This window comes from Streptomyces sp. NPDC051183 (assembly GCF_040682455.1).
GTDB lineage: Bacteria > Actinomycetota > Actinomycetes > Streptomycetales > Streptomycetaceae > Streptomyces.
Genome location: NZ_JBFBBA010000036.1, coordinates 72,286 through 84,797 on the forward strand (window position 1 = coordinate 72,286; position 12,512 = coordinate 84,797).

Genomic DNA, 12,512 nt, shown 5'->3' on the forward strand with positions numbered 1-12,512 from the left:
CGTCCGCGGGGGTGATCCGCCCGCGCCAGGCGCCGCTCTCCCGGCCGCGCTCCTCGATGAAGCCCTTGAACCGCTTGAGGTCTCCCTTGACCCGCCGGTCGAGCACTCCCAGCGCGTCCCCGGCCGTCTCCGCCATGCCCTGAGGGTCGAAGTCCATGGCCAGGCTGACCCGGGTGTGGGCGTCGTCCAGGCGCTGGAACGTCACGACCCCCTTCTGGTACACGTCAGCGCTCACCGAGCGCCACGAGATCCGCTCGTCGGGCAGCTGGTCCACGATCTCCGTGTCGAATTCGCGTGCGGCACCCGCCACCTCGGTACGCCAGTGACAGTGACTGTCGTCGATCTGGCGGACCTCCTCCACGCCTTCCATGAAGCGCGGGAATTCCTCGAACTGGGTCCACTGGTTGTAGACGCTGCCCACAGGAACGTCGATGTCGATCGTTTCCTTCACCATGCTCACGGGGTGTCATCTCCCTGGGATCGGGCCGGCCGCTCGCCGGCCAGACCGCGCCTGCCCGCCCTGCCCCGCTTCAATCGGTACCGGCATCGCACGGCGCGCGGTGGGTAGACGCCGCTTCGGTCCCCGTGGGGCCCGGCGGCGTCGCAACGCAGGAGGGCGGCCTCCTCGGCGGGGTGCTGGACGTCCGTACGAGCTGGACCGACGGCCGTGCCCGGATCACCCTCGGCCCCGCCCGCGGCCGCCGCGTGATGGCCCGTACCCCCGCAGCGCCCCGTGGCCCGTATCCCGTGGCGCGGCTTCAGCCGCCGAAGACGGTCAAGAGCGCCGCGCAGAACGCGTCCAGGTCGGCCGGCTTGCGGCTGGTTACCAGGGCGGCGGAGCCCGCCCGGCAGACGTGGACCTGCTCGTCCACCCAGGTGCCGCCCGCGTTGCGGATGTCGGTGGCCAGGCTGGGCCACGAGGTCAGCGTCCGCCCGCGGACGACATCGGCCTCCACCAGCAGCCAGGGCGCATGGCAGATCGCCGCCACCGGCCGGCCGGCCTCGAAGAAGCCGCGCGTGAAGTCGACCGCGGTCCCGCTCATCCGCAGCGCGTCGGGATTCGCCACTCCGCCGGGCAGGACGAGGGCGTCGAAGCTCTCGTCCGTACGGCCGGTCAGGACCCGGTCGACCGGGTAGGTGCCGGCCTTGTCCAGGTGGTGCATCGCCTGGACCTCCCCCGGTTTCGTCGAGACCAGCCGCGGGGTCCAGCCGGCCCCGAGGACCGCCTTCCAGGGCCTGGTCAGCTCGATCTCCTCGACCCCTGCGGCCGCGGTCAGAAATGCGATGCGCACCGCACTCACGTCCCTTCGTATCGGGAAACGCCGGGTGAGCTCCGCGCGCCTGCCCGGTCCGTCCGGCTCCATGCCGGGCGGACGGAGGGATGTCAGGAGGGTTCGGGACTGCGGGTCCGGGACCGCGGGTTTGGGACGGCCGGTCTGATCGTCGTCTCGGCGGCGGACGCCGCCAACGGGCAGGGCTTCGCGCAGTGGCTCGGGTCATCCAGTCCTGGCTCGTCGCCATCGGCGTGGTCGTGTTCGGCGGCGCGCTCGTCGGCAGGCTGCTGCACGACGAGCTGCCGCGAGGCCCGGCCCCGGCTGACCGGGGCGGCTGAGGCCCCCGCTCCCGGGGCGGCCGCCCCCTTCGCCCCGGCCGGACGGCCTGGGTGGCGGGCGCGACCCGGTGCTGTTTGGCTTGGGGGGACCACACTTCCCCCACCCGAGGACCGGTCATGAGCAACAACAGCGGGCCGAGCGAACGAGCCCGGGAGATGCGCGACAAGGCCGAGGAGCTGGAGCAGGCGGCCCAGCGCGCGACGGATCCCGCGGAACGGCAACGGCTGAGGGACAAGGCCATGCGCATCCGTGAGAAGAGCGAGCAGCAGAACGGCCCGGGCAGCGGGACCATGGACCCCATGTAGGGCCGCACACCGAGGGGCCGCGGTACGCCGATGACCGGCGGCCGCGGCTCTCATCACGTGTCGTCGTGCTCGCGGGCCATGGCCCGCTCCTGCCTCCGCCTCAGCTCCTCGGGGGTCCGGCCGGGCACCGGCTTGCCGGCCTCGGGGTGCACCGGGTCCGGGCCGGGGTGCTCCTGCACCTGCTCCTCGCGGCCGATGCCGGGCTCCTGGCGCTTGTGTTCCATACCGTTCATGGCGGTTGCTCCTTCAGTGGACGGCTGCGCCCGCTGCCGCGGGGGCCAGGGGCGGGGTGTCGGCGCCGGCCCCGCGGTGGAGGCCTTCGAGGAACTCCGCGACGGCCTCGGTGGCGGTGGCCGACGGCACCCAGCCCAGCTCCTCGCGGGCCCGCCCGGCGTCGAGCAGGGGCAGGCGCAGGACGGCGTCGAGGAGTCCCGGGGCCGCTGGTACGAGGTGCATGCGCCAGGCCGCGGCGAGCGCGGCGCGGGCGGCGCCCGCGGGGAGCGGCACCGTACGGGTGTGCAGGAGGCGGGCGATGGCGGCGGTGTCCAGCACCGGGTCGGCCACCAGGTTGAAGGGGCCGCGGACCGGGCGTACGACCGCTGCGCGGTAGGCCTCGGCGGCGTCGTCGGTGTGCAGGGCCTGGAAGCGCAGGCCGGACACGGCGGGGAGCGCGGGCAGCAGGCCCGGGCGGATCAGGCGCCAGGGCAGGAGCGGTCCGGCGAAGATCCGGCGCTGTTCGCTCGCCGACTCCTCCTTGAAGAGGAACGCCGGCCGCATCCGCACCAGCCGGATGTCGGGGTGGGCGAGCTGGAAGCCGTCGAGGTAGCGCTCCAGGTAGGCCTTCTCGCGGGTGTAGGCGGCGCCCGGCCAGCCGTGGGTGGGCCAGGACTCGTCGACGGGGCGTCCGTCGGCGGGACCCGGTGAGTACGCGCCCACGGACGAGGCGTGCACCAGCACGCGTACCCCGGCCCGGGCGCAGGCCTCGAAGACCCGGATGCTTCCCAGCACGTTGGTCCGCCAGGTGGCGACGGGATCGTGGGTGGGCTGGAACTTCCAGGCGAGGTGGACGACGGCGTGCGCGCCCTCGAACAGTTCGGTCAGCCCGCCCTGGCCGGGGTCGATGTCGGCCGCGGCCCAGCGCACGCCCGGGATGCGCAGGTCCGGCAGCCGACGGGCGACGCCGAGCACGTCGGTGACCATTGGGTCGGCGGCCAGGGCCCGTACCACGCTCGTGCCCGCATTGCCGGTGGCTCCGGTGACGACGACCGCTCCCGAGCCGTTGGGGTGGGCGTTCATGGCGCGTCCGATCCGCTAGGTGGCCAGCAGGCGGTTGAAGAACGACCGGTACTGCTGGAGCGCGAGGCGCAGGTCCTCGGTGGCCGCATGGCCCTGGCTCCACTGTCCTTCCAGTTCCTGCTTGCGGGTGGAGAACGTTCCCGCGAGCGTCTGCATCACTTCGGCGACGAGCTGGTCGGCCGAGCTGACGGCCGCCTGCGGATCGTCCACGAACCGGCCCTGGACCTCGCTCCAGCGGCGGCGCAGCTCTTCGGCCTCGCCGGTGGCCATGAGCGGTTCCTCGTCGGAGGCGGTGTCCTGGGCGGGAGCGGTGTCCTGGGCGGGAGCGGTGTCCTGGGCGGCCTCGCCGATGTCGGTGTCGTCGCCCTCGCGAATGTCGTCGCCCTCGCGGGTGCCGTCGGCGGATTCTGCGTTCCGCTCCTGCGGCGCGTCCTCGCCCACGTCCTCCCGCCCGTCCCCTGCGTCGTCCCAGTCGGCGGTGGCGTCGCCCGGGTACACGGCCGGCTCACGGGGCCGGCCGCCGCGGGCCAGGCTCTCGGTGGTCAGCCCGTCTCCCTCACCGGTCCGGCTGATGCCCTGGTCGTTCTCTCGCTCCTGCATGTCATCGACCTCCTTGAGTGGCGAGGAGCTCCTCGAACAGGGCCCGGTAGTGCACCATGGCCCCGCGCAGCTCCTCCGTCGTGACCTGTCCGTCGCCGGTGCGCACGTTGACGTCGTGGGCAGCCCGGTAGTGCTGCAGCGTGCGGCCGTGGTCGACGGAGAGGTCGCGTACCCGTCCGCCGTAGTTGTCGGCCGGGTAGCCGCGTTCGCGCATCAGGCGGGACACCAGCTCGTCGGCCTGGGCGACCGCCCCTTCCGGCCGGTCCACGAAGCGTTCTTGCACAGCGCGCCAGTCGCCGGCGTAGCGGGCCCGGCTCTCGGGGGACAACTCCTTGATGTCGAAGGAGTCGTGGCGCTGCTCCCGTGCGCGCAGCTCTTGGTCGGCGGCCATGTGCCCGCCTTCCGCTTCGACCGTGCGGTCGTACTCAGGACCGAACCGGCGGCGCAGGTGCCGTCGGCGGGAGAGCATCCACAGTCCGACCACGAGGGCGATCAGTACGAGCGCCGACGGGACGATGATCGCGACGAGCGTGCTCGTTGACATGGCGGGCCTCCAACTCCGGGGCCGTTGCTTCGGCTCACTGGTTCGGTTGGCGCGTGCCCGCGACCGCCCGGCACAAACCCCGGGAGGCTGCCTGCGCGTGTCGGAGCTCGGACAGCCGCTGTTCCTCCCGGCGAGCGGCACCATCGTCCACGTCCACCTCTCGCCCGCGTCCGACGGCCGTTGGCGCCTGCGGTGGAGCAACGCCGGTCACCCTCCCCCGCTCCTGGCCACCCCGGGCAGCGCCGTCGAAACCCTGGCCCGGCACGACGTGCTCCTGCACCCCGCCCTGCCGGCCGAGCCCCGTACCTGTGATGGGCGCTCCATGGCTCCCGGCAGCACGCTGCTGCTGTACACCGACGGGCTCGTCGAGCAGCGGCACGGGGACATCGAGGCGCACATCGACCGCGTCGGTCGGCTGCTCGCCGCCGCCACGCCGTAACTGCCCCTGGAGACACTGCTGCGGTCCCTCCTGCGCAGCCCCGGGACCTCCGAGCCGGAGGACGACACCGTCCTGCTCGCCGTGCGGGTCCCGCGAGCGGCCGGGGCCGGTGGCGTCAGCCGTTGATCGCGGGGATGACGTCTCGGCCGTACGCGTCGATCGTGGCCTCCTTCGCGTCGTGCATGTCGTAAACGGCGAACTGGTCCACGCCCAGGTCCCGCAGGGCCCGGAGCTTCTCGATGTGGGCCTCGGCCGGGCCGAGCAGGCAGAAGCGGTCGACGATCTCGTCGGGGACGAAGTCGGCGGAGGGGTTCCCTGCGCGGCCGTGGTGGCTGTAGTCGTAGCCCTGGCGGGCCTTGACGTACTCGGTGAGCTCGTCCGGGACCATGGCGGAGTGCTCGCCGTAGCGGGAGACGAGGTCGGCGACGTGGTTGCCGACCATCCCGCCGAACCACCGGCACTGGTCGCGGGCGTGGGCCAGGTCCTCGCCCACGTACGCCGGGGCGGCCACGCAGATGGTGATCGAGCCGGGGTCCCGGCCGGCCTGCGCGGCGGCGTCCCGTACCGCCTTGATCATCCACTCGGTGAGGTAGGGGTCGGCGAGCTGGAGGATGAAGCCGTCCGCCTTCTGCCCGGCCAGGGCCAGCGCCTTCGGCCCGTACGCCGCCATCCAGACGGGCAGCTTCCCGTCCTTGATCCACGGGATGCGGATCGGGTTGCCGTCCACCTGCGCTTCCCGGCCCTCGGCGAGGTCGCGGATCACCTCGATGGCCTCGCCGAGGCGGGCGAGGGTGTTCGGCGCCCGTCCGGCGACCCGCATCGCCGAGTCCCCGCGGCCGATCCCGCACACCGTGCGGTTGCCGTACATGTCGTTCAGGGTCGCGAAAGTGGAGGCGGTCACCTCCCAGGTGCGGGTGCCCGGATTGGTGACCATGGGGCCCACGTGCATGCGCTGGGTGTTGGCGAGGATCTGGCTGTAGATGACGAACGGCTCCTGCCACAGCACGGCGGAGTCGAAGGTCCAGCCGTAGCGGAAGCCGTTGCGCTCCGCGCGCTTCATAAGGCTGACGACCTGGTAGGCCGGCGGGTCGGTTTGCAGGACGAGGCCGAAGTCCATGCATGGCTCCTTGCTGCTGCGTGCGGGCGTGCGTGTGACTTACAGGTACTGACAGGTGGAGCGGTGGACGAAGGCCCCGTGGCCAGCTCGCCCTGTGTACTCGCGCCGGTCGATGACCACTTCGCCCCGGGACAGGACCGTGTCGACGCGTCCGGTGATCCGCTTGCCCTCGTACGCCGAGTAGTCCACGTTCATGTGGTGCGTCTCGGCGGAGATGACCTGCTCGGCATGCGGATCGTAGAGGACGATGTCGGCGTCGGAACCCGGCGCGATCGTGCCCTTCTGCGGGTAGAGGCCGAACATCCGGGCCGGGCTCGCACAGGCGATCTCGATCCAGCGGCGGCGGCTGATGTGCCCGTCCAGGACGGCCTGGTGGAGGAGGTCCATGCGGTTCTCCACCCCCGGCAGCCCGTTCGGGATCTTCGAGAAGTCCCCCCGGCCCAGCTCCTTCTGCCCGCGGAAGCAGAAGGGGCAGTGGTCGGTGGACACCACCTGGAGGTCGTTCGTCCGCAGCCCCCGCCACAGCGCAGCCTGGTGCTCGCGCGGCCGCAGCGGGGTGGAGCAGACGTACTTGGCCCCCTGGAAGTCCGGCTCGGCCAAGTTGTCCGTGGAGAGGAACAGGTACTGCGGACAGGTCTCGCCGAAGACCGGCAGACCCTTGTCACGAGCCGTAGCCAGTTCAGCGACGGCCTCCTCCGCCGAGACGTGGACGACGTACAGGGGGGCGCCGGCGACGCGGGCGAGCTGGATGGCCCGGTGGGTCGCCTCGGCCTCGAGGAGGACCTTGCGGACCTCTCCGTGGTGGCGCGGGTCCGTCTCTCCACGGGCCAGGGCCTGTTCGACGAGCACGTCGATCGCGATGCCGTTCTCGGCGTGCATCATGATCAGCCCGCCGTTGCCGGAGGCCCGCTGCATGGCTCGCAGGATCTGGCCGTCGTCCGAATAAAATACGCCTGGATATGCCATAAACAATTTAAACGAGCTTACGCCTTCTTCGACGAGTCCATCCATTTCCTTCAGGGAGTGCTCGTTGACGTCGGACACGATCATGTGGAAGGCGTAGTCGATCGCGCATTTACCGTCGGCCTTCGCGTACCAGGTGTCCAAGCCTTCTCGGAGGGAGTGCCCGGGTGTCTGCACCGCGAAGTCGACGATCGTCGTCGTCCCGCCCCAGGCGGCGGCTCGGGTACCGGTCTCGAACGTGTCCGATGCGAAGGTTCCGCCGAACGGCAGCTCCATGTGGGTGTGCGCATCGACCCCGCCCGGGATCACGTACTTCCGCGAGGCGTCGATCACCCGGTCAGCGGTCCACTGCTGGCTGCCCGCTGTGGCCATCGCCACGACACGGCCGTCCTCGATCAGAACATCCGCATGCAACTCGTCGGAAGCCGTGATGACAAGGCCGCCGGTAATGAGAGTTCTAGTCATGCCCGAGAATTCCCTTCGCCTTGCGATTCCGAACCAAGAGGGGCGCCGACCGGAACACCGCAAGAAGGGCGGTGTTCCGGTCGATGGCACAAGCCGTTGGGACGCCAGCAGCCGACGCTGCCGAGCCTTGCGCCGTTCAGTACGAGGCGCCCGCACCCGCTAGGTCGCCGAGCCGCCGTGGAAATTCCTGGTCACGCGAGCCAATGAGACTCTTGAAGGAGCTGACGCCTTCCTCGACGAGGAGGTCCATCTCCTTCAGGGTGTGCTCGTTGACGTCCGAGAGGATCATGTGGAAGGCGTAGTCGATGGCGCACTGGCCGTCCGCCTTGGCGTACCAGGCGTCGAGCCCCTCGCGCAGCGAGCGGCCGACGCCCTGTACGGCGAAGTCCACGATGGTGGTGGTGCCGCCCCAGGCGGCTGCCCGGGTCCCGGTCTCGAAGGTGTCCGAGGCGGAAGTGCCGCCGAAGGGGAGCTCCATGTGGGTGTGCGCGTCGACCCCGCCGGGGATGACGTACTTCCCGCTCGCGTCGATCGTACGGTCGGCCGTCCAGGCCTCGGCGGCGGCCGAGCCGTGCGCGGCGAGGGCGGCCACGCGTCCGTCCTCGATCAGGACGTCGGCGTGCAGTTCGTCGGCGGCGGTGATGACGAGGCCGCCGCTGATCAGGGTGCGGATGCTCATGTTCGGCTCCCCCGTGGCTAGTTGAGGACGCTCAGGGCCTGTTCGAGGATCTCGGCGCCCTCTTCCGCCTCGGCGACGGTGAGGGAGAGCGGCGGCGCGATGCGCAGCACGCTGGTGTTGTGCCCGCCGCCCTTGCCGAGCAGCAGCCCGCCCGCGCGGGCGGCCTCCAGGACGGCGGCCGCCGCGTCCGGGTCGGCCTGGTCGGTGCCGGGCCGGGTCAGCTCCAGTCCGGCCATCAGGCCCCGGCCGCGGACCTCCCGCACTGCGGGCACCGTGGCGGCGATGGCGCGCAGCCGCTCCAGCAGCAGCCCGCCGACGCGGCGGGCGTTGCCCTGGAGGTCGTGCTCCAGCAGGTACGCGAGGTTCGCGACGCCGGCCGCCATGGTGACCGGGGAACCGCCGAAGGTGGAGATGGAGTTGGAGTCCAGGCAGTTCATCACCTCGGCGCGGGCCACGACCCCGCCGATGGACATGCCGTTGCCGATGCCCTTGGCGAAGGTGAGGATGTCCGGCGGGCCGTTCTGGGCGTGCGCCTGCCAGCCCCAGAAGTTGTCGCCCGTACGCCCCCAGCCGGTCTGCACCTCGTCGCTGATCCAGAGGATGCCGTGCCGGTCGAGCACCTGACGGAACGCCCCGTACAGGCCGTCCGGCGGCGAGGTGAAGCCGCCGACGCCCTGGATCGGCTCGGCGATCAGTGCGGCGACCCCGCCGCGGGCCTGGCCGAGGACGTCTTCCAGGTCCGCGACGGCCGCGGCGGTGAACTCGGCGTCGGACAGTGCCGCGAAGGGCCCGCGGGTGCGCACCCCGCCGTGGACGTAGTAGGTCTGGAGCGGCGAGAGGCTCGTCGGGGACCAGCCGCGGTTGCCGGTGATGGAGACGGTGGAGAAGGACCGGCCGTGGTAGCTGTTGCGCATCGCCAGGATCTGGTTGGAGCGGCGGTACGTCGTCGCGAGCAGCAGGGCGGTGTCGTTGGCCTCGGTGCCGGAGGTGGTGAAGAAGACCCGCGCATCGGGGATCCCGGACAGCGCGGCGACCCGCTCGGCCAGCTCGATCATCGGCCGGTTGAGGTAGAGGGTCGAGGAGTGGATGATCCGGCCGGCCTGTTCGGCGACGGCCTTGGTGACCTCGGGCAGCGCGTGCGCGGTCATCGTGGTGAGGATGCCGCCGAAGAAGTCGAGGTAGCGGTTGCCGTCGGCGTCCCAGACGTGGCGGCCCTCGCCGTGGGTGAGCTCGATGGGGCGGGCGTAGTAGAGCGCGAGCCAGTCGGGCAGGACGGAGCGGTGGCGGCTGTGCAGGGGGGTCGGGTTGGTCACGGCTGTACGAGCCCTCCGTAGGCGTCGGGGCGGCGGTCGCGGTAGAAGGCCCACTGGTCGCGGACCTGCTTGATCAGGTCGAAGTCGAGGTCGCGGACGAGGAGTTCCTCCTCCTTGTCGCTGGCGACCTCCCCGACGAACTGGCCGCGCGGGTCGACGAAGTAGCTGGTGCCGTAGAAGTCGTTGTCCCCGTACTCCTCCTGGCCGACCCGGTTGATGGCGGCGACGAAGTACTCGTTGGCGACGGCGGAGGCGGGCTGTTCCAGCTGCCACAGGTACGCGGACAGGCCCCGGGAGGTGGCGGAGGGGTTGTAGACCAGCTGGGCTCCGGCGAGGCCCAGTGCGCGCCACCCCTCGGGGAAGTGGCGGTCGTAGCAGATGTAGACGCCGATGCGGCCGACGGCGGTGTCGAAGACGGGCCAGCCGAGGTTGCCCGGGCGGAAGTAGTACTTCTCCCAGAAGCCTTTGACCTGGGGGATGTGGTGCTTGCGGTACTTGCCCAGGTAGCTGCCGTCGGCGTCGATGACGGCCGCGGTGTTGTAGTAGAAGCCCTCGGACTCCAGCTCGAAGACCGGGACGACGATCACCATGCCGGTCTCGCGGGCGAGTTCCTGCATCCGCCGGACGGTCGGGCCGTCGGGGACGGCCTCGGCCCAGCGGTAGTGCTCGGGCTCCTGGACCTGGCAGAAGTAGGGGGCGTTGAACACCTCTTGGAAACCGATGACCTTCGCGCCCTGGGCGGCCGCCCGGCGGGCGTGCTCCTCGTGTTTGGCGATCATCGACTCGGTGTCTCCGGTCCAGGTGGCCTGGACCAGTGCGGCGCGGACGACTTGGGCCATGAGCTGCTCCTCGCGACGGGAACACCGACTTCTACGCACGTAGACGGTGTGCGTAGGGAGTAGAACGTAGGCCTCGTCACCGCGTGGGGCAAGAGCGCCTTGCGCGGTTGGAGTAGTCGATCACGATACGAGCACGTGCCGACGTTTCAGGTCGGCACGCGGTCGCTTCCGGTCAGGAGGAGGGTGGTTTCGCGACCCGCAGGGCGTGCACCAGGTCCCGGTGGTGCGTGCCGGGGAGGGCTTCGGCGGCCCGGAGCAGGCGGGGCCCGAACCACTGCGGGTCGCGGCGGGCGAGCCGGGCCGACTCCTCGGCGGTGCGCAGCCGTACGAAGGCGCCGAGCAGGGCGTCGGCCTCCCGGGTGCGGCCGGCCGCGCCGAGCGCGAGGGCGGCCTCGGCGATCTCCGCGGGGGGCCGGGCCGCGCCCTGGCGCAGCAGCGCGTCGCAGTCGGCCGCGCGGCCCGCCTCCCCGAGCACGGCGGCGGCCGCGGCGAGGTGCTCGGGCGGCAGGGAGGCCACCTCCCAGAGCAAGGTGGCCCAGTCGGCCGCGAGCCCGGCGCGTGTCAACTCCGCGGCGAGGTCCGGCAGTCGGCCCGCCGGCCAGGCGGCTGCCACGCAGAGCAGCGCGTGCGCCTCGCCGCTGCAGCCCTGGGCCCGTAGCGCGACCAGGCGGGCGACGAGGTCCCCGACGGCGTCGGGGGCCGGTCCTGCCGGGTCCGGGTCGGGTTCGGGCTCCGCCGGGGCGTGCCCGGCCCCGCGCGGGGCGGCGGCGTGTTCCGGGTGGCCCGGCGGCACGGGTTCCGCCCGGGGGCGGCCGAAGCGGGCCCCGCGCGGGGCCGTGCCGTGTTCCGAGTGCCCCGGCGGCACCGGGTCGGCCGGCGGCTCGGGGGCCGCGGCCCCCGCGTACCGGGCGCCGCCGCCCCGCCGCGCCCCGCGCAACCACCGCCCCTCGGCCCGGCCCACCGGCGCGGCGCCCGTGCCCGGCTCCGCCGCCCCCGGCCCCGCCTCAGGCCGGGCCGGACCCCCCGGGGCAGCCCCGGCCCCAGCCCCCGCCGGGGCGGCCTCCCACGCACCCTCGGCAGCAGGGGCCACGGGCGCCGCAGCCGGGTCCCACGCACCCCCGGCCGGGGCCGAGGCGTCCGTGCCCGCAGGGGCCGCGCCCCACCGCGGGCCCGCCGGCGCGGGCGGCGCAGCGGCGGGGGCGGGGAGCGGCGGCGCCGGGGTGGTTGCGGCGGGCCGCTGTCGCGGGACGGCGGGCAGGGGTTCGGTGCCGGGCGGCGGCGCGAGCACCGTGGCCAGGCGGGCCGAGAGGTCCTGGTGCCGGGCGGCCGCCCGCAGCGCGTCGTCCCGGGTCCAGGCCAGCTCCCGGGCCACCGCGTCGACCTGCGCCCGGTCGACCGCCTCGGCGAGCTGCACGGAGAGCACGCGCAGAGCCGTCTCGGAGGCGGCCCGCTGCGCGGCGGCCGCAGCGAGCAGGGTCCGCAGCTCCTCCACCCCGCCCGGCAGCCGGTCCCACACCGCGACGGCGGCGGCCCGCAGCCGGGCCGCGTGCCGCGCCTCCCGCTCCGCGAACTCCGCACCCCGCGCGGCCGCGAGGTCGCCCAGCAGCGACTCCAGCACGTCCCACGGCGGCATCGCGGCGCCGTCCAAGCAGGCCCGCATCCCTTCCGGGTCCCGGCGCAGGAATTCCCCGTACCAGCCCGTCCCGGGATCCAGTCTCTGCGTCAATCCCTGCATATATCCAGCGAGTTGACCGATCACGAGCGAGGTCGCCGTCTCCATCCCCGCATTGCATCCCACCCGTGTTACGGGCGGGCTACGGGAGTCTCAAAGGTTGACGGCGAGTGAGACACCGATCGCGGTGTGCGGCCGCTTGCCCCGCCGGGCCACCGCGGCCGGCACGTCCACCGCCCAGAACTGCCAGGTGTACTTGCGGGACATGAGCCGACGCACCCGCAGCAGCCCCGCCTCGTCGAGCAGCCGTGCCTGGCCCTCCCCCACCGGCGCCCCGTCCGCCAGGCGTCCGCGTACGTCGCAGGGGGCGACGGTGACCCGCCCGTTGTTGCGGATCCGCTTCACCTTCCAGGAATCGCTGCGCGTCCACACGTACAGCTCACCGCCATCCGCCACCGCCCACACCGGCGTGGCCACCGGCGTGCCGTCCTTGCGGAAGGTGGTGAGACTGACGTACCGCGCCTTGCCGAGCTCCTCAACCGTCATGGCGCCGAGCCTAGGGGGTGTCTGGCGGATCAGGGCCGGGCCCGGCCCAGATCCGCCAGACACCCCCCACGGGAGTGGGCCGCACCGTGGACCCAACCCGACACACCACCCACCGACCCGC

14 protein-coding genes and 2 pseudogenes are annotated in these 12,512 nt (G+C 72.6%); 3 read left to right on the forward strand and 13 right to left on the reverse strand.

Annotated features, from left to right (window positions below):
- Position 1: 1 nt before the first annotated feature.
- Both AB0M99_RS28035 and AB0M99_RS28040 read right to left on the reverse strand, forming a co-directional pair.
- Positions 2-460: pseudogene (locus AB0M99_RS28035) on the reverse strand (SRPBCC family protein); the annotation flags it as partial.
- A 298-nt stretch (positions 461-758) separates the two neighbouring features.
- Complete coding sequence (locus tag AB0M99_RS28040) at positions 759-1,292, reverse strand: type 1 glutamine amidotransferase domain-containing protein (RefSeq protein ID WP_365925157.1); 534 nt, start codon at positions 1,290-1,292, stop codon at positions 759-761.
- Positions 1,293-1,486: 194 nt separating this feature from the next.
- On the opposite strand from AB0M99_RS28040, the gene AB0M99_RS28045 reads away from it, so the two are divergent.
- Together AB0M99_RS28045 and AB0M99_RS28050 are read left to right on the forward strand one after the other, a co-directional pair.
- The gene (locus tag AB0M99_RS28045) at positions 1,487-1,612 is read left to right on the forward strand and encodes a hypothetical protein (RefSeq protein WP_365925158.1); all 126 of its coding nucleotides are present in this window, start codon (positions 1,487-1,489) and stop codon (positions 1,610-1,612) included.
- 117 nt (positions 1,613-1,729) lie between these two features.
- The gene (locus AB0M99_RS28050) at positions 1,730-1,918 is read left to right on the forward strand and encodes a DUF6381 family protein (protein ID WP_365925160.1); all 189 of its coding nucleotides are present in this window, start codon (positions 1,730-1,732) and stop codon (positions 1,916-1,918) included.
- A gap of 53 nt (positions 1,919-1,971) precedes the next feature.
- On the opposite strand, the gene AB0M99_RS28055 is transcribed toward AB0M99_RS28050, so the two are convergent.
- Genes AB0M99_RS28055 through AB0M99_RS28070 form a run of 4 tightly spaced genes read right to left on the reverse strand, consistent with a single transcriptional unit; the run spans position 1,972 to position 4,358 of the window.
- Positions 1,972-2,151, reverse strand: coding sequence for a hypothetical protein (locus AB0M99_RS28055; RefSeq protein ID WP_365925162.1), 180 nt, complete (start codon positions 2,149-2,151; stop codon positions 1,972-1,974).
- Positions 2,152-2,164: 13 nt separating this feature from the next.
- On the reverse strand, positions 2,165-3,214 hold the full coding sequence (locus AB0M99_RS28060; RefSeq protein ID WP_365925164.1) for an NAD-dependent epimerase/dehydratase family protein: 1,050 nt from the start codon (positions 3,212-3,214) through the stop codon (positions 2,165-2,167).
- A 15-nt stretch (positions 3,215-3,229) separates the two neighbouring features.
- The gene (locus tag AB0M99_RS28065; protein WP_365925166.1) at positions 3,230-3,814 is read right to left on the reverse strand and encodes a hypothetical protein; all 585 of its coding nucleotides are present in this window, start codon (positions 3,812-3,814) and stop codon (positions 3,230-3,232) included.
- A 1-nt stretch (position 3,815) separates the two neighbouring features.
- Positions 3,816-4,358, reverse strand: a complete 543-nt coding sequence (locus tag AB0M99_RS28070; RefSeq protein WP_365925168.1) for a hypothetical protein — start codon at positions 4,356-4,358, stop codon at positions 3,816-3,818.
- 97 nt (positions 4,359-4,455) lie between these two features.
- On the opposite strand from AB0M99_RS28070, the gene AB0M99_RS28075 reads away from it, so the two are divergent.
- Positions 4,456-4,797, forward strand: coding sequence for a SpoIIE family protein phosphatase (locus AB0M99_RS28075; protein WP_365925170.1), 342 nt, complete (start codon positions 4,456-4,458; stop codon positions 4,795-4,797).
- Positions 4,798-4,912: 115 nt separating this feature from the next.
- On the opposite strand, the gene AB0M99_RS28080 is transcribed toward AB0M99_RS28075, so the two are convergent.
- The 7 genes and pseudogenes from AB0M99_RS28080 to AB0M99_RS28110 all read right to left on the reverse strand — a co-directional run bounded on the left by AB0M99_RS28080 (position 4,913) and on the right by AB0M99_RS28110 (position 12,391).
- Positions 4,913-5,914 carry a TIGR03842 family LLM class F420-dependent oxidoreductase gene (locus AB0M99_RS28080; protein WP_365925172.1) on the reverse strand — a complete coding sequence of 334 codons (1,002 nt, stop codon included), beginning with the start codon at positions 5,912-5,914 and terminating at the stop codon, positions 4,913-4,915.
- 39 nt (positions 5,915-5,953) lie between these two features.
- Entirely contained in the window at positions 5,954-7,342 is a 1,389-nt protein-coding gene (gene hydA, locus AB0M99_RS28085; RefSeq protein WP_365925174.1) for a dihydropyrimidinase, read from the reverse strand.
- A gap of 194 nt (positions 7,343-7,536) precedes the next feature.
- Positions 7,537-8,021 (reverse strand): annotated as a pseudogene (locus tag AB0M99_RS28090) (amidohydrolase family protein); the annotation flags it as partial.
- A gap of 17 nt (positions 8,022-8,038) precedes the next feature.
- Positions 8,039-9,334 carry an aspartate aminotransferase family protein gene (locus AB0M99_RS28095; protein WP_365925176.1) on the reverse strand — a complete coding sequence of 432 codons (1,296 nt, stop codon included), beginning with the start codon at positions 9,332-9,334 and terminating at the stop codon, positions 8,039-8,041.
- Positions 9,331-10,173 (reverse strand): nitrilase-related carbon-nitrogen hydrolase, encoded by an 843-nt coding sequence (locus AB0M99_RS28100; RefSeq protein WP_365925178.1) that lies wholly within the window; start codon positions 10,171-10,173, stop codon positions 9,331-9,333. Before AB0M99_RS28100 ends, AB0M99_RS28095 begins: the two co-directional genes overlap by 4 nt.
- Before the next feature lie 172 nt (positions 10,174-10,345).
- Complete coding sequence (locus AB0M99_RS28105; RefSeq protein WP_365925180.1) at positions 10,346-11,908, reverse strand: hypothetical protein; 1,563 nt, start codon at positions 11,906-11,908, stop codon at positions 10,346-10,348.
- Positions 11,909-11,998: 90 nt separating this feature from the next.
- A complete protein-coding gene (locus AB0M99_RS28110) occupies positions 11,999-12,391 on the reverse strand; it encodes a PPOX class F420-dependent oxidoreductase (RefSeq protein WP_365925182.1) in 393 nt (130 codons plus the stop codon).
- Positions 12,392-12,512 lie beyond the last annotated feature (121 nt).